Raw genomic sequence first — 16,609 nt, forward strand, 5'->3', positions numbered from 1 at the left:
CCAACTGAGCTAAGAGACCTTCGTAATTGGATTGCAAATATAGGGCTGTTTTTGAATAATCCAAATAGTTAAAATGAAAAAAATTAAATAAAATTTAATGTTAGGAGTTAACTCTTTTCATTTCAAAGAAATAATTTTTTAGATTTTAAAAAGAAATATTCGTCTTTTTCTTTTTTTCTTCAATTTTAACGCCTTTAAATAGGTAAATAATCCCAATAAATGAGATCGAAATGGTGATGATAGAGAAAATAAATGCAGCACTTGTAGCTAAAGTTTCATCAAAATTGAATCGATGTGCAGCATACATAAACACTGCTTCTCTTATTCCAAATCCACTAAATGAGATAATCGATAAAATTCCTGATACTAAAAAGATCAATAAATATATACTGAAATTGTCTGGATGAATATTCAATCCTTCCAAAACAAAATACAACATACCAACTTGTATCAATTGTAATACAATCGAATAAATCATCGAGTTGTAAAAAGTTCTTTTATGAATAGGGAAAATGATTCCTAAAATAAATGGAACAGCTACAAAACCAACCAATGAAAAGATTAAAGAACCATATTGTATCCAAGGGTAATCTGTCAAATTTGAGAAAAATATTAGAAAAATGATGATTAACAACATTGCGCAAAGTCCAATAATTTTGTCAAGAAAAACCGCTTGCGAAATTTCTTTTAGACTGATTTTATAGTTTTTATTCAACACATAAACTTTGTATGCATCTCCACCAATTCCACCTGGAACAAAGGTATTGTAAAACATTCCTAAAAAATACAAACGTGCATTTGATTTATATGATAAATCAAGATTGATGTCCCGAAAATAATAGTCTAAACGAAAAACAGACAATGCTTGCGAAAGTACATAAAGGATAACAGCAATAAAAATATACGCCCAATTCGCATTTTTGTAATGACTGAAAATATCAAAAATATGTAGTTTAACAAAGAAGATATAATAGATTAACGCAAAACTAATCGTTAATTTAATTCCTGTTATAATATATTTTTTAGTTTTTGGATTCAATTGAAATCTTTTGATAATTAACGCACAAATTTAGAGAATCTTCTAGTAACCATTCAAAAAATTATTTATCTACCAATATTTGTCTGATATTACGTAGTTTTGCGTTTAAATTAATCGAATCATGCAATCAAAAGTTATTGTAATTACAGGTTCTTCTTCGGGGGTAGGATTGACTTTGGCAAATTATTTTCACGATAAAGGACATCAAGTTTATGGTTTATCAAGAACAGCTAAAGGTCAAGAAAAATTTAAACATATTGCGACAGATGTTTCGGATAAAGAAAATGTAAAACGTAGTTTTCAGCAGATTTTTTCGGAAACAAATAACCAAATTGATGTGTTGATTAACAATGCCGGAATTGGAATGTTAGGCGCTGTGGAAGATGCTTCGAAAGCTGATATCGAGAAATTATTGGAGGTTAACGTCTATGGTCCAATTTATACAATGCAAGAAGTTTTGCCTACAATGCGCGCGCAAAAAAACGGTTATATCCTGAATGTTTCGTCGATTGCGAGTAACAATGGTTTGCCTTTTAGAGGATATTATTCGGCTTCGAAGGCGATGATTGATCGTTTGATTGAATCGGCTCGTTTGGAAAATCGTCACACAGGAGTAGAAATTGCTACGTTGAATTTTGGAGATATCAAAACCAATATTGCAGAAGGTCGTGTGAAAACTTTTGTGTCAAAATTTTATCAAAAAAGATATGATGCAATGGTTGCTGATATCGATCACGAAGTGCAAGATGGTACGCCAACAGAAGATTTGATTCCGATTATTGAAAATATTTTGGCTCAGAAGAATTTGAAACCACATTATTATATTGGAAAATCGATGCAGAAATTTTCGGTAATCTTGAAAAATATTTTACCTCAAAAAATGTTCGAAAATATTATTGCAAAATATTCAAAATTAGATTAATAGATGGAAAAGGTTATTTGGCATTATAAATCTTTTGACGATTTAACATCGAAAGAGCTATATAAAATAGTGCAATTGCGTAACGAAGTTTTTGTGATTGAACAAAATTGTATTTACCAAGATTGCGATGATAAGGATTTGGTTTGTGGACATCTTTGGGCAACGATTGGCGATGAGGTTGCAGCGTATTCTCGAATTGTTCCGAAAGGAACTTCATACGAAAACGAACCTTCAATTGGTCGTGTAATTTCGAATCAAAAGTTTCGTCGTTATGGATTAGGGAAACAATTGATGAAAAATTCGGTTCAAATCATTGAAAATCAATTTAAAACGTCTTCAATCCGAATTTCTGCTCAATCTTATTTGAAAGAATTTTATTCTTCGTTTGGCTTCGAGCAAGTTTCGGAAGAATATTTAGAAGACGATATTCCGCATATCGAAATGTTGAGAAAATGAAATTTCTAAAATACTTTTTCATAACGCTATTTTCAGCTTTCATTGCATTGGTTTTGGTTGATGTTTATTATTCGAATCAACTCAAAAAAATGGCTTTGTTTAGCGGAGAAGTGCAAGAATGGAATCAAATAAGAGAAGGAAAAAAGACGAATGTTGAATTGGCTATTTTTGGTTCTTCGAGGGCGTTTATTCAAATTAATCCGAATATTTTAGAACAAGATTTAAAACTGACAACGCATAATTTTGGATTAAACGGAAGTAAATTTAAAATGCAATTGTATCGTTTCAATTTGTATTTAAATCATAATCCAAAACCGAAAATTGTTGTTTGGAATTTAGATACGTTTTCGTTTTCACACATTGATGAAGTTTTTCAACCAAATCAATATGCGCCATTTATGTTGTGGAATTTTAAATTGTATGGTGCATTAAAAGATTATAAAGATACAAAGTTGGTTGATTTTATTGTGCCGCTTTATCGTTATAGAGATCAAACGTATTGGAAAGATCAAATTGCAAGGGCGAAGAAAGAAAAACTGCATAAAGACGGACTCTTTCGTGATGATGGTTTCAAATCATATAACCGAAAATGGAATGTTGATTGGGAAAAAATGAAAAAGAAAAACTCTGATTTTGACTTTTCAGATTATGCTTTGTTAGAAGAATTAATTGCAAAATGTGAACAAGAAAATATTCAGTTAATTTTTACAATTGCACCCGAATTTTATAAAGGTCAAGATTATATGTTGAATCGAGAAGAAGTGATTAATCGTTATCAAACAACATTACAAAAGCATCATCTTCTGTTATTAGATTATTCGACTGATTCGATTAGTTTTAATCAAAAATACTTTTACAACACAACGCACATGAATTACAAAGGTGCGGATGCTTTTACAAAAGAATTAGCAAAAGATTTGAAAAAATATATAAAATAAAAAATCTCGTAAACCATTTGGTTTACGAGATTTTTAGTTATTGTTGAAGTAATGTTTAATCTAAATTACTTCAACTTTTTTTTCTTTTTTCTGTGTTAAATAAACGCCTGATAAAATCATTCCGAATCCAAATAAATGGATCCACATTATTTTTTCTCCAACCAAAAATCCCCAAAAAACAGAAACTACGGGCATTAAATAAGTAACCATTGAGGCAAACATCGAACCTGTAGATTGTATCAATCGGTAGAATAGTATCATCGCTAAAGCAGTTCCTAAAAGTCCTAAAATAGCAACAAAACCTAAACTTTTTAATTGTTGTTCTGTTCCTTCGAATACATCAAAAAATCCTGAAATAATTAAAATGAAAATTGAAGGTAATAACCAAATTGTGAATAGAGCCGAGGATAATTGAAATGATGGAACGTCGTTTAGATAGCGTGTTAAGATTAAACTATTCATTCCATAAAGCGCGGTTGCTAATACAATTAATAAACAATGTAAAAGACTATTTTCGCCAGAAAAACCATCGCCACCAATTAATAAAACAGCTCCAATAAATCCGATTATAGCTCCCAAAACTTGATTTTTAGTTCCTTTGATATTGAAAAATAAGGCTCCAAATAGTAAAATAAATAATGGAACTAAAGAATCTAAAATTCCAGCCGTTGAACTAGAAACGTGTGTTTGCGCCATTGGAAATAAAAACATTGGAATGAAATTTCCGCAGAAACCAGCCAATGCAACGTATTTTAATTTGTTTTTCGGAATCTTAAATAGACTTGGAATTCCCCAAATTGCCAAAACTCCTCCTGCAATTGTTAGTCGTAATGCTCCAACTTGATATGGCGTGTATGCGACCAATCCTTGCTTGATGAGAATAAACGAGCTTCCCCAAGTTAGCGCTAAAACGCCAAGGATGATCCAATGTTTTAGTTCGATTTTCATTTTTCTAAGTTTGCGCAAAGATGCACATTTCAGATGATTTTATTGAGCTGTTATTTACAAAAACAATCTGTTGTATGGTCATTTACCATTCCAGTCGCCTGCATATGTGCATAAATAGTGGTTGAACCAAAGAATTTGAAGCCACGTTTTTTTAAATCTTTTGCAATTTGATCTGAAATTTCGGTTGTTGCAGGAACTTCTTTTATCGAATTCCAATTATTTATAATCGGTTTGTAATCAACGTATTTCCATATAAAATCGGAAAAAGAGCCAAATTCTTTTTGAATTTCTATAAACAATTTTGCATTATTAATTGCTGCCGAAATTTTTCCTCGATGACGAATAATACCTTCATTTTGGACTAATTCATCAATTTTAGCTTCATCAAATTTGGCTACTTTCTCTACATTAAAATCAGCAAAAGCTTTTCTAAAATTTTCTCTCTTTTTCAGAATTGTGAACCAACTTAATCCTGCTTGAAAAGATTCGAGAATCAAAAATTCGAATAAAATTTTATCATCTTTTACAGGTTTTCCCCATTCGTTATCGTGATAATCGATGTAATCTTGGTCTTTATTTACCCAAGCGCAACGTGTTTTTTCCATGGTTTTTTAAATTTCTAAATATTTTTATAAGCTTCTTTAACCGAATAAACGGGTAATTGACAAGTGTAATTTTCGCAAATATGAATGGAAGTTTTATTTTTGATGAATCGGTTTTGAGTGATTTCTAAATTCTCGGTTTTTGAAGCAACAAAAATTGCATTTGGGACATAACATTGTTGAATTTGTTTCGAGAATTTTAATGCATTTTCGCCAACGATTACAATTTCTTTGAACGAATAAGCGAAATTTAGATATAATTGAATCCAATTTGCAAAACCAGTTGGATAATCGTGAATTTTTTCTTCGATATTGGTTAACATTTGTTTTGCTTGTTCAATGTATTTTTCTTGATTGAGAATTTTTCCTAATTTAAATAAATTATTTGCCATTACCGAATTTGATGATGAAATAACATTGTCATAAATCTCAAATGTTTCATTAACCAAAGGTGTGTCATAATGCGATTTGTATGCAAACATTTTATTCTTGTGATTATAAAATTGATTAAAAGTTTCTTCCGTTAATGTTTGGGCAGTTTCTAAATAATGCATCTCCGAAGTGACTTCATAAAGCTTAATTAACGCTTCAATCATTAAGGCATAATCATCCAAAAATCCGGGAATTGTAGTTTGGTTGTCTTTATAATTTCTGAACAAAATTTCACCATTCCATTGATTTTCTAAAATAAAATTGGTTGCATTTTTTGCTAAATCAAGATATTCATCATTTTCAAAAGTGATAAATGCATCACACAAACTTTTTATGGTTAAAGCATTCCAAGAAGTTAAAACTTTTTCGTCGCGATGAGGTTTTATGCGCTGTTCACGAATTGGATTAAGAATTTTTTTCCATTGAGAAATTTTGGTTTGAAGTTCTGTTGTTTTAATGTTCTGCTTCGTAGCAAAATCTTCGTCATCTGTCAATCGCATTAAAATATTATTACCATGTTCCCATTCTCCAAATTCATCAACATTGTAATATTGCTGAAATAAGTCAAAATCATTTTTCAAAATTGTTTTCAATTCATCCGATTTCCAAACATAATATTTTCCTTCTTCACCTTCAGAATCAGCATCAATAGCAGAATAAAAAACACTTTCAGGCGAAAGCATTTCATCTTTCAACCAATTAATTGTTTCTTCTACAACTGTTTTATATTCTTCTTCTCCAAAAACTTTATATGCATTTGAATAAAGCGAAAGTAATTGCCCATTATCGTAAAGCATTTTTTCGAAATGAGGAACTTTCCAATATGGATCAACTGAATAGCGCGAAAAACCACCTTTTAGTTGGTCGTAAATTCCACCAAAAGCCATTCTATCCAATGTTATTTTTGTTTGAATCAAACAATTTTTATTTTTTGTTTGTGTACCATATCGCAAAATGGTTTCCCAGGCATTTGGTAACATAAATTTTGGTGCACGATTAAAACCTCCCCATTCATCATCAAATTGTTGTTGCCAAAACTCAAATGTTTCATCAATTTTATTTGTTGAAAAAGTTGAAGAAGATTTCAATTCGATCGCCTCCATTTTATTCAAACCATCAGCAATAGAGTTGACGTATTCCATTGTTTTAGCTTGATTTTGATGATATAAATGATTGATATTTTCTAAGAGTTCAATCCATTGAACTTTCGGAAAATAAGTTCCGCCATAAAAAGGACGACCATCTGGCAAAGCAAAAACATTGAGTGGCCAACCTCCAGATTGATGAATTAATTGCGAAACATTCATATATAAAGCATCTAAATCAGGACGTTCTTCACGATCAATTTTAATGCAAACAAAATTATCATTCATCACTTTTGCGACTTCATCGTTTTCAAAAGATTGATGTTCCATCACGTGACACCAATGACAAGCCGAATATCCAATTGAAATAAGCAAAGGTTTGTTGACTTTTTTTGCATGATTCAAAACTTCGTCATTCCAACTTTGCCACCAAACAGGATTATTTTCGTATTGTTTCAAATACGGACTTGTTGCTGATTTTAGATTATTTTGTTGAAAATTCATGATTCTTGTTTAGAAATTTAAAGTTCGTACAATTTTTGTGGATGAAAAATTATATTTTCGACAAAAATTAAAACACATGAACATTTACGAATACATTTCTATTGGTGCATATATGGCTCTGATGATTGGAATCGGGATTTATTCTTACCGAAAATCAACAAGTAACTCAGAAGATTTTTTGATCGGAGGAAGGAAAATGGGAGCAGCTGTAACGGCGCTTTCTGCTGGTGCTGCTGATATGAGTGGTTGGTTGTTAATGGGAGTTCCTGGAGCAATGTATTTTACAGGTTTGTCGAGTGCTTGGATTGCAATTGGATTGACAACAGGATGTTTTTTGAACTATATTTTTGTCGCACCACGATTACGAATCTATACAGAAATCGCTCAAAATTCGATTACACTACCCGTATTTTTTGAAAATCGTTTCAAAGATAAATCGCGTTTATTAAGAATTGTTTCTTCAATATTAATCTTAATATTTTTTACATTATATACTTCTGCTGGAATGGTTTCTGGAGGCAAATTGTTTGAATCTGCTTTTGGATTAGATTATATGACTGGACTTTGGATGACAAGTTTTGTAGTTGTATTATACACTTTTTTAGGTGGTTTTTTAGCGGTAAGTTTAACTGATTTCGTACAAGGGACGATTATGGTTTTGGCTTTGGTTATTGTTCCGATTGTAGCAATTTCTGAAATTGGTGGAGTTGGTGAAACCTTTTCGTTGATTAATGATAAAGGCGATAAATATTTAGATTTATTTAAAGGTACAACAACAGTTAGTATATTATCCTTGATGGCTTGGGGGTTAGGATATTGTGGTCAGCCCCATATTTTAGTACGTTTTATGGCGATTGGAAACCCGAAAGATTTAGCGAAAGCTAAAGATATTGGAATTACATGGATGATTTTTACAGTAGGTGGAGCACTTTTAGTTGGTTTAGTTGGTATCGCATATTTAATGAAATTTGATCAAACAACAATGTTAAAATTTGATGGGTCTAAAACAGAAGCAGAAACGATTTTTATTTATTTTTCACGTGTTTTGTTTCATCCATTAGTTGGTGGATTTTTATTATCAGCAATTTTAGCAGCTGTAATGAGTACAATTTCTTCACAATTATTAGTAACATCAAGTTCGTTAACAGAAGATATTTACAAAGCATTTTTGAACAAAAAAGCAACACCAAAACAGTTATTAACAGCAAGTCGTTTATCGGTTTTAATTGTAGCATTAATCGCGGTGTTGTTGTCATTAACACCAAAAGATTCTATTCTAAATTTAGTTGGAAATGCTTGGGCAGGATTTGGATCTGCATTTGGACCAGTAATCGTTTTCTCTCTTTTTTGGAAAAAAACTTCTTGGCAAGGAGCTTTAGCAGGTATGTTAACAGGAGGAATTGTTGTCTTAGCTTGGGTTTATGTAAATCACGATTACAAAGATTGGTATGAAATGATACCTGGGTTTTTATCTTCGGTTATCGCAATTTATGTCGTTTCGTTAATGACTCAAAAACCTAATAAAGAAATTGACAAAGAATTTGATGAAATGAAAGCTGTTTTGAAAGAGAATTAACATGCATCCAAAAGAAATGGAAAATATATTAAAGTTAAATCATTTTGAGCGCTATCAATATTTATTCGAAAAATTGCTGACGGGGAAACTGCTTATATAATGATTTTTCCTGATGGTAATTATGCTATTTCTATAATTAATGATAAAAAAATATTTCCAATTTGGTCAGCGAAAGAATTTGCTGAATTAACAAAAAATGATGGTTGGGAAAATTGCAAAATATTGAAATTGACTTTAGATGATTTCGAAGAAACTCTTTTCTATTATATTGATGAAAATAATTTATTGATAAATGTTTTTCCTACAGATAAAACTGGTTTTGTCGTTAGTTTAGAAGAATTCGCTAGGGACTTAAAAGATGAATTAGAACAATATCAATGAAATATAAAAAAATAGGTAGAGGCATTTGTCTACCTTTTTTATTGCTGAAAATTATGAATTTATTATTCAAAAGTTAAAACTTAAAACATCAACAATTGTTGATAAGTTTCACTTGTAGAGAATAAGGTCAAAAGAGAGATTTGTTTGTATATTTGTAAAGTTTGATTAAAAAAATAGTCAAAATTAAATCAATTTATACGAAAAGATGAACGATATTATTCAATTACTGCCAGATCATGTAGCCAATCAAATTGCCGCAGGAGAAGTTGTACAACGACCAGCTTCTGTGATAAAAGAATTGATTGAAAATGCGGTGGATTCTGGTGCAACTTCTATTCAGGTAATTGTAAAAGATGCTGGCAGAAGCTTGATTCAAGTGATTGATAATGGTTCGGGAATGAGTGTGACAGATGTTCGAATGGCTTTTGAACGTCACGCAACTTCAAAAATCAGAAAGACAGAGGATATCTATAATATTCATACAAAAGGTTTTCGTGGAGAGGCTTTGGCGTCGATTGCTGCGGTTGCACAGGTAGAAACGAAAACGCGTCGAGAAGAGGATGAGGTTGGTTCGCAATTGGTGATTGAAGGCGGAGAAGTTCGCAACCAAGATCCTGTTGTTTGTCCAGCTGGAACGTCTATTTCGGTAAAAAATCTTTTCTATAATGTGCCTGCTCGTCGTAATTTCTTAAAATCAAATCAAGTTGAATTTCGTCATATTCAAGATGAGTTTCAACGTGTTTCGATGGCGCACGAAAACATTAGTTTCTTTTTACATCACAATGATGCAGAGGTTTATCATTTGAAAGCCGGAAATCTGAAACAACGTATTGCTCAAATTTTTGGAAAAAAATTAAGTTCACAAATTATATCCGTTGAAGAAGATACAGAAATTGTAAAAGTGAAAGGTTTTGTGGGGAAACCAGATGCTGCAAAAAAATCGCGTGGCGAACAATTTTTCTTTGTGAATAATCGCTTTATTCGTAGTGGATATTTGCATAATGCAATCGTAGATGCTTTTGAGAGTTTGTTGCCAACGGGGTATAGTCCTTCTTATTTTTTGTATTTAGAAATTGATCCGTCAAAAATTGATATTAACATTCATCCAACTAAAACAGAAATTAAATTTGAGGATGAAGCATTGATTTTTACTATTCTTAGAGCTGCTGTAAAACACGCTTTGGGACAATTTAATGTAATTCCTTCGTTGGATTTTGAACAAGATCCAAACTGGGCATTTATTCCATCTGCGACGGAAGATACAGAAATTAAAATGCCAGAAATTACGGTTGATTCTAGTTTTAACCCTTTCGAGCATCAACAAACAAGAGCGCCGAAACCGTCTGATATTCGTGCGAATATGGATTTTTATAAAGATGCTGTTGAGTTAGAAATCGAAAATAATCATGCGCATCAATTATTTGAATCTGAAGATTTTCATGATAGTTTTGAAGTAATTCAATGGATGAATCAATATTTGGTTGTTGAATATCGTGGCGAATTGTTAATCATCGATCAACATCGCGCGCATCAAAAAATATTATTCGAAAAATTTATACATTCAAATAATGGAAGTGCTTTGGTACAACAAATGCTTTTCCCGATTGAGTTGGAACTTTCGCCAAATGATCGTCAGAAATTAATCAATGTAGAGCATCAATTGTTGAGTTTTGGTTTTGATATTTCGTTGGATGAAGAAGCAATACAGATTAATGCGATTCCTGTTGATGTGCAACAAGAGGATGTAGTGTCTGTTTTTATGGATTTTATCGAGGAATTAGAATACCAAGAATCAATTGAATTAGAAAATACGTTTGCAAAAATTTTAGCAAAAAATGCGGCTGTTAAAAAAGGAGTTTCATTAAAATCTGAACAAATGCAAACTTTGGTTGAAGAATTGTTAAGACTACCAAATCCGAATTATACGCCATACGGACGCCCAATTTTTGTGCAGATGAATACGGCTGATATCAAAAAAACATTACAATAAACGAATGAGACAATCTATACCACCGATTACAAAGAATTTACTTATTATAAACGGTTTGTTCTTTCTAGCGACTTTTGTTTTTATGCAGACTAGGCAAATCGATTTGAGAGTGATTTTAGGTGCTTTTTATCCTGAGTCCCCCAACTTCAAATTTTGGCAAATTTTGACGCATATGTTTATGCATGCAGATTTTACACATATATTGTTTAATATGTTTGCGTTGTGGATGTTTGGCTCTGTTGTAGAGCAAACCTTTGGGCCAAAGAAATTCTTGACGCTTTATTTGTTAGCTGGTTTAGGCGGTTTTATATTGTTTAATGCAGTTAATTACTTTCAAATAGAGCAGCTAAAAGAAGCAGTTCAGGCGAAAGGAATAGGTTTTAGTCAAATTTATGAAGCTGCAAAATTGAATATGCAAGGTGGGTATCATACCAATTCAATTATTCAAACTAACCAAGCTGCATCAGAACTTTTGACAAATTATGTAACACCAATGGTTGGTGCTTCTGGAGCTATATATGGTTTATTGTTAGCATTCGCAGTATTATATCCAGATGAAAAATTAATGTTAATCTTTTTCCCTGTTCCGATTAAAGCAAAATATTTTATTCCAATTATGGTATTAATTGAGTTTTATATGGGATATCAAAACATCGGAAATGTGGCACATTTTGCGCATTTAGGAGGTGGATTGATTGGTTTCTTGTTAACAAGACATTGGAAAAAGAATTTATATAGATGGAATTAAGAAATGGCAAATAATATCTTAGACGATTTAAAATTAAAATATTCATCAGGAAATAGCGCAACAAAATTAATTTACGTTAACGTTGTGGTGTTTTTTACATTGTTAATTGTTGATTTTGTTCTTCGAACGGTAGTAAATTCTACGATTACAACAACTGGTTTGTTTGCTTTGTCATCTTTCGATGATTTGATTGTAAGACCTTGGCAAATCCTAACATATTCTTGGTTACATGGCAATCTTTTTCATTTGATAATGAATATGGTTTTGTTGTATTTCGTTGGGCAAATGTTTTTGCAACAATTTCAGAACCGAAATTTAGTTACATTCTATATTTTTGGAGGAATCGCTGGTGGAATTTTCTTTTTATTGTTTCAGAATTTATTCAATTATTCACATTTATTAGTTGGTGCTTCGGCAGCGGTTTATGCGGTGTTTTTTGCAATGATTTCTTATAATCCGAAAATGCCCGTTCGTTTGTTGTTGATTCCAACTTCATTTCCATTGTTGTATGTTGGTTATGTATTTATCGCATTCGATGTGTATAATATTATTGCTAATCAAAATGCAGGCGGAAGTATTTCGCATTTGGGAGGTGCTATTTTTGGTTATCTTTATATGAAACAATTTGAGAGAGGAAATGATTTTTTAGGTAACTTTATTTTCAAAATAGAGCAGTTATTTAAGAAAAAAGAGAAATCAACTTTCAAAACATATAAAAATATTTCTTCAACTTCTTCGCGATCAAATGTTCCGAAAGATGATTACGATTTTAATCATCAAAAAGTTGAAAAACAAAAGAAAATTGATGTAATTTTAGATAAGATTTCTCGTTCAGGTTACGAGAGTTTGTCCAAAGAAGAAAAAGACTTTCTGTTTAGAGAAGGTAGGTAAAATGAGTATAATCAGTAAGTTTAAACTAAATTATTTCAATCGTTTAGTACTAACAATTAATATCGTTTTTTTGTTAGTGGCTTATTGTGTCTATTTAAATAAAATTTTTACGCCTACAGAAATTCCATATTTTAACTTTATTTCGATTGGTTTTCCAATATTATTTGCATTTGGAGCAATGTTTTTACTGTATTGGTTACTGTTTAGCTGGCGACACTTTTTGTTAATTTTAGTTCTTTCAGCCGGATTATTTTACCCAATTTATCTTTCATATCCAATTGTACAATTCAATAAAGTTAAAGATAAAAAAGCTGATTTATCTGTATTGACATATAATGTACATGGTTTTAAAGAAGAAGGAACAAAAGAACTTTTGATTAAGAATAAGGCAGATATTATGCTGCTTCAAGAAGCGTATGAAGGTCAACAGAAAAGTCTAAAAAATAAAGAATTCAAAAATTACTATTCAGAATTTTATGGTTTATTGACAATTTATAGTAAATATCCTATTATTCAAACAAAAAAAATAACACCTGATGATAATGAAGAATTGAATGGACTTGCCGCTTATGCTGATATCGATTTGGGAAATGATACGATTCGTGTGATTAATGTTTATCTTGAGCCAATGTACATTGATAAAGCGATGGTGAAAGAAATTATTCAGTCTGATGATTCGCGAACTGCCGAAATTTCGAGTCGAAAAGTTGAGTTAAAATTGGTGCAAGGAATGCAAAAACATCAAAAACAGTTAGAAGCGATTATTCCATATATCACATCTTCGCGTCATCCAGTTATTTTGGGAACGGATCTTAATTCGACTCCAGTTTCTTACGAATATGAGAAGTTGAAAAAATATCTTCACGACTCTTATATAGAAGTTGGAAAAGGAAATGCGACAACTTTTCATGGATTTAAATTTCCAATTAGAATTGATTATTTATTTCATTCTAAATTATTTAAACCTATTGAGGCACATGTTATTCGAAAAAAATTCTCGGATCATTATCCAGTAGCTGTAAAATATAAAATTTCAGAATAAATTTTTTCTATATTTATTCAATAATCAATCAAAATGAACCAGAAAGAAAGCTTTATTCAAGAGATACAAAGTCGTTATTCTTATAAAAACGATAAAATAATTTTAGGCAAAGCCAAATTAGATGGCGAAATTGTAGAAGAAGCTGAAATTTCAGTTGCGCTAAAAACAATGAATCGTCACGGGTTGATTGGTGGTGCAACGGGAACTGGGAAGACAAAATCTTTGCAGATTATCGCTGAACAACTTTCTCTGAAAGGCGTTCCAACATTATTGATGGATATCAAAGGAGATTTATCAGGAATTGGGGCTGCAGCAAATTCGGAAGATAAAAATGCGCAAGAAAGAATGGAAGCCCTTAATTTGCCTTTTGATCCGCAAGCTTCTCCTGTCGAATTTTTGTCTATTTCTGATGAACCAGGAGCAAGACTTCGTGCGACAGTAAGTGATTTTGGACCAATTTTATTCAGTAAAATTTTAGAACTGAATGAAACACAAGAAAGTATTATTTCAATCATATTCAAATATTGTCAAGATCGTAATTTACCTTTGATTGATTTGGAGGATATTCGACGAGTTTTGCAATATGTGACAGATTCTGACGAAGGAAAATCGGAGTTGAATTCAAATTATGGAACAATTGCGCCAGCTTCTTTGGGAGCTATTTTGCGTAAAATTGTTGCATTAGAACAACAAGGAGCAACAAAGTTTTTTGGAGAACCAAGTTTTGATGTTCAAGATTTATTGAAAACGAAAGACGGAAAAGGAATTGTAAATATTATTCGTTTGATTGATATTCAAAATCAGCCTAATTTATTTTCAACTTTTATGTTGAGTTTATTGAATAAAATTTATTCTCAATTCCCTGAATCTGGAGATTCTGATAAACCGAAATTGGTGATTTTTATTGATGAAGCACATTTGATTTTTAAGGAAGCTACGAAAGCTTTGTTGAATCAAATTGAAACAATGGTAAAATTAATTCGATCAAAAGGTGTGGGATTATATTTTGTAACGCAAGTTCCTGGAGATGTTCCTGATGCAGTTTTGAGTCAATTAGGTCTTAAAGTTCAACATGCGTTAAGAGGTTTTACTGCGAAAGATCGTAAAGAAATAACAAAAGCTATCGAAAATTATCCGACAACTACCTATTATAAAGCAAGTGAAGTAATCACTCAATTAGGGATTGGAGAGGCTTTTGTGACTGCTTTAGACGAAAAAGGTATTCCAACTCCTTTGGCTTATACATATATGCGAGCGCCAAATTCGAGAATGGATATCTTGACTTCAAATGAAATCGATACGATTACCTCAAACTCAGATTTAGTGACAAAATATGCGACAGATATTGATCGTGAATCTGCAAATGAAATTTTATCACAAAAATTAGAACAACAAAAAAATATAGAGAAACCTGTTCCAAAAGCAACTTCAACAAGAAGTATTCCTAAAGAAAAAAATTGGACAGATAATCCTGTTGTGCGTGATGTAAGTCGTACTGCAACTCGAAAATTGATGGATTTTGGAATGAAAATGTTAACTAATTTTTTAAAAGGAAAAAAATAAGCACGTGTACGCGATTTTAGATATAGAAGCGACTGGCGGAAAAGTGGGGGAAGAGTCAATCATAGAGATTGCGGTGTATAAATATGATGGAAAAGAAATTGTCGATCAGTTTATATCATTAGTTAATCCCGAAAAAAAGATTGATCAATATGTACAAAGGTTAACGCATATTTCAGATAAAATGGTGTTGACAGCGCCTAAATTTCACGAAGTAGCAAAACGTATAGTTGAGATTACAGATGATTGTATTTTAGTTGGACATAATGTAATGTTTGATTATAGAATGCTAAAACAAGAGTTCGATCGTTTGGGATATAATTACGAAAAAGAATGGATTGATACTTTCGAATATAGCGAAAAATTGATTCCAGGATTACCTTCATATTCTTTAGGAAAATTATGCGAATCGCTTGGAATTGTAGTGACAGATAGACACAGGGCTTCTGGAGATGCAAGAGCGACAATTTCTTTGTTTAAATTATTGTTAGATAAAGATTCGGAAAAAATAATCACGAAGAAAACAGGTTTAAAACAACCTAAAAAAGCACATTCTAAGTATCAGAAACTGCTTGAAGGTTTACCTAATTCTATCGGGGTTTATTATTTATACAATAGCCGAAAACAACTTATTTATATTTGTCGAAGCAATAATATTGCACGATCTATTAATCAAATTTTTACATCAAAAACTTTAAAAGCTAATAAGCTGAAACGTTATACACGTTCTATAAAATTCGAAGAAACTGGAAGTGGTTTTCTTGCTGCAATTAAAGAAAATAACGAGGTCTTGAATAATCAACCAATGTATAACGTAAAGTTAGTTGAGAATAAAGTTTATCCTTTTGGATTGTATTATTTGGAGTCTAAACGTGGTTATTCGAGATTAGAAATAGGGAAAGTTAGAAAGACACAACCTGTTTTGAAATTTAAAACTAAAGAACGTGCAAAAGAGGTTTTAGAGAAAATCGTTCATGATTATAATCTTTGTCAACAAGTAAATGCGGGAATTAAATCTGATGAATCTTGTTTCCAATATAAAGTAAATAAATGCAATGGAGCTTGTGTAAAAGAGGAATCTAAAGAAGTTTATAATGAACGAATTCAAAGTTTTATTAAAACAACTGAATATCCTTCCGAAACTTTTTTGATTATTGATAAAGGACGAAAAGGAATTGAAAAATCATTTTATTTAGTTGAGAATGGAGAATTTAAAGGATATGGTTATTACGAATATCATCATCAAATAAAAACGTTAGAAAAGATTCACAATATCTTAATTCCGATTAAAGAAACGGAAGAAATAAAAAATATGCTCAAATACTTTTTGTATAAAGTTTCTTCTAATTCTAATCAAATCATTATTATTGAATAATATTCTTTATGAAGAAAATATAAAAAATAATAAAAAAGCTCAGTTAATATTAACTGAGCTTTTTTGTATGATTAAATTTAGACTATACCCGTTGTGCATTTTAAATAATTTGAGTTTTTA

General features: G+C 31.3%; 15 protein-coding genes. 11 read left to right on the top strand and 4 right to left on the bottom strand.

Annotation, left to right across the window (positions count from 1 at the left end):
- Positions 1-145: 145 nt before the first annotated feature.
- Positions 146-1,039 (bottom strand): lysylphosphatidylglycerol synthase transmembrane domain-containing protein, encoded by an 894-nt coding sequence (locus B3M86_RS10585; RefSeq protein ID WP_291075777.1) that lies wholly within the window; start codon positions 1,037-1,039, stop codon positions 146-148.
- A 121-nt stretch (positions 1,040-1,160) separates the two neighbouring features.
- Between B3M86_RS10585 and B3M86_RS10590 the strand changes: the two genes are divergently transcribed.
- Genes B3M86_RS10590 through B3M86_RS10600 form a run of 3 tightly spaced genes read left to right on the top strand, consistent with a single transcriptional unit; the run spans position 1,161 to position 3,355 of the window.
- A complete protein-coding gene (locus B3M86_RS10590; protein WP_125348676.1) occupies positions 1,161-1,961 on the top strand; it encodes an SDR family NAD(P)-dependent oxidoreductase in 801 nt (266 codons plus the stop codon).
- A gap of 3 nt (positions 1,962-1,964) precedes the next feature.
- Positions 1,965-2,417, top strand: a complete 453-nt coding sequence (locus tag B3M86_RS10595) for a GNAT family N-acetyltransferase (protein ID WP_286494699.1) — start codon at positions 1,965-1,967, stop codon at positions 2,415-2,417.
- Positions 2,414-3,355, top strand: a complete 942-nt coding sequence (locus B3M86_RS10600; RefSeq protein ID WP_291075776.1) for a hypothetical protein — start codon at positions 2,414-2,416, stop codon at positions 3,353-3,355. The genes B3M86_RS10595 and B3M86_RS10600 overlap by 4 nt, the downstream gene beginning before the upstream one ends.
- Before the next feature lie 60 nt (positions 3,356-3,415).
- On the opposite strand, the gene B3M86_RS10605 is transcribed toward B3M86_RS10600, so the two are convergent.
- Genes B3M86_RS10605 through B3M86_RS10615 form a run of 3 tightly spaced genes read right to left on the bottom strand, consistent with a single transcriptional unit; the run spans position 3,416 to position 6,926 of the window.
- A complete protein-coding gene (locus B3M86_RS10605; protein ID WP_115001523.1) occupies positions 3,416-4,303 on the bottom strand; it encodes a DMT family transporter in 888 nt (295 codons plus the stop codon).
- Positions 4,304-4,353: 50 nt separating this feature from the next.
- Entirely contained in the window at positions 4,354-4,908 is a 555-nt protein-coding gene (locus B3M86_RS10610) for a DNA-3-methyladenine glycosylase I (RefSeq protein ID WP_125348686.1), read from the bottom strand.
- 14 nt (positions 4,909-4,922) lie between these two features.
- Positions 4,923-6,926 (bottom strand): thioredoxin domain-containing protein, encoded by a 2,004-nt coding sequence (locus B3M86_RS10615; protein WP_291064732.1) that lies wholly within the window; start codon positions 6,924-6,926, stop codon positions 4,923-4,925.
- Between the two features lie 76 nt (positions 6,927-7,002).
- Here B3M86_RS10615 and putP point away from each other — a divergent pair, with 76 nt between their 5' ends.
- From putP to B3M86_RS10655, 8 genes are all read left to right on the top strand, one after another.
- Entirely contained in the window at positions 7,003-8,502 is a 1,500-nt protein-coding gene (putP, locus tag B3M86_RS10620; protein ID WP_291069002.1) for a sodium/proline symporter PutP, read from the top strand.
- Positions 8,503-8,601: 99 nt separating this feature from the next.
- Positions 8,602-8,883 (top strand): DUF2750 domain-containing protein, encoded by a 282-nt coding sequence (locus tag B3M86_RS10625; RefSeq protein WP_219033741.1) that lies wholly within the window; start codon positions 8,602-8,604, stop codon positions 8,881-8,883.
- Positions 8,884-9,088: 205 nt separating this feature from the next.
- Positions 9,089-10,873 (top strand): DNA mismatch repair endonuclease MutL, encoded by a 1,785-nt coding sequence (gene mutL / locus B3M86_RS10630; RefSeq protein WP_221854222.1) that lies wholly within the window; start codon positions 9,089-9,091, stop codon positions 10,871-10,873.
- Positions 10,874-10,955: 82 nt separating this feature from the next.
- Positions 10,956-11,621 (top strand): rhomboid family intramembrane serine protease, encoded by a 666-nt coding sequence (locus tag B3M86_RS10635; RefSeq protein ID WP_291047094.1) that lies wholly within the window; start codon positions 10,956-10,958, stop codon positions 11,619-11,621.
- 3 nt (positions 11,622-11,624) lie between these two features.
- On the top strand, positions 11,625-12,512 hold the full coding sequence (locus tag B3M86_RS10640) for a rhomboid family intramembrane serine protease (RefSeq protein WP_221854224.1): 888 nt from the start codon (positions 11,625-11,627) through the stop codon (positions 12,510-12,512).
- Between the two features lies 1 nt (position 12,513).
- Positions 12,514-13,554, top strand: coding sequence for an endonuclease/exonuclease/phosphatase family protein (locus tag B3M86_RS10645; RefSeq protein ID WP_260509536.1), 1,041 nt, complete (start codon positions 12,514-12,516; stop codon positions 13,552-13,554).
- 33 nt (positions 13,555-13,587) lie between these two features.
- Positions 13,588-15,117 (top strand): helicase HerA-like domain-containing protein, encoded by a 1,530-nt coding sequence (locus tag B3M86_RS10650; protein WP_291075775.1) that lies wholly within the window; start codon positions 13,588-13,590, stop codon positions 15,115-15,117.
- A gap of 4 nt (positions 15,118-15,121) precedes the next feature.
- Complete coding sequence (locus tag B3M86_RS10655) at positions 15,122-16,489, top strand: exonuclease domain-containing protein (protein ID WP_280045288.1); 1,368 nt, start codon at positions 15,122-15,124, stop codon at positions 16,487-16,489.
- Positions 16,490-16,609 lie beyond the last annotated feature (120 nt).

The sequence above is a fragment of the Empedobacter sp. UBA6305 genome, assembly GCF_002440405.1.
Taxonomy (GTDB): Bacteria; Bacteroidota; Bacteroidia; order Flavobacteriales; family Weeksellaceae; genus Empedobacter; species Empedobacter falsenii_B.

Bases quoted from the DNA above. Each gene is read 5' to 3' on its own strand.
- B3M86_RS10590 (WP_125348676.1), top strand. From the start codon at position 1,161: ATGCAATCAAAAGTTATTGTAATTACAGGTTCTTCTTCGGGGGTAGGA.
- B3M86_RS10595 (WP_286494699.1), top strand. From the start codon at position 1,965: ATGGAAAAGGTTATTTGGCATTATAAATCTTTTGACGATTTAACATCG.
- B3M86_RS10600 (WP_291075776.1), top strand. From the start codon at position 2,414: ATGAAATTTCTAAAATACTTTTTCATAACGCTATTTTCAGCTTTCATT.
- B3M86_RS10605 (WP_115001523.1), bottom strand. From the start codon at position 4,303: ATGAAAATCGAACTAAAACATTGGATCATCCTTGGCGTTTTAGCGCTA.
- B3M86_RS10610 (WP_125348686.1), bottom strand. From the start codon at position 4,908: ATGGAAAAAACACGTTGCGCTTGGGTAAATAAAGACCAAGATTACATC.
- B3M86_RS10615 (WP_291064732.1), bottom strand. From the start codon at position 6,926: ATGAATTTTCAACAAAATAATCTAAAATCAGCAACAAGTCCGTATTTG.
- putP (WP_291069002.1), top strand. From the start codon at position 7,003: ATGAACATTTACGAATACATTTCTATTGGTGCATATATGGCTCTGATG.
- B3M86_RS10625 (WP_219033741.1), top strand. From the start codon at position 8,602: ATGATTTTTCCTGATGGTAATTATGCTATTTCTATAATTAATGATAAA.
- mutL (WP_221854222.1), top strand. From the start codon at position 9,089: ATGAACGATATTATTCAATTACTGCCAGATCATGTAGCCAATCAAATT.
- B3M86_RS10635 (WP_291047094.1), top strand. From the start codon at position 10,956: ATGCAGACTAGGCAAATCGATTTGAGAGTGATTTTAGGTGCTTTTTAT.
- B3M86_RS10640 (WP_221854224.1), top strand. From the start codon at position 11,625: ATGGCAAATAATATCTTAGACGATTTAAAATTAAAATATTCATCAGGA.
- B3M86_RS10645 (WP_260509536.1), top strand. From the start codon at position 12,514: ATGAGTATAATCAGTAAGTTTAAACTAAATTATTTCAATCGTTTAGTA.
- B3M86_RS10650 (WP_291075775.1), top strand. From the start codon at position 13,588: ATGAACCAGAAAGAAAGCTTTATTCAAGAGATACAAAGTCGTTATTCT.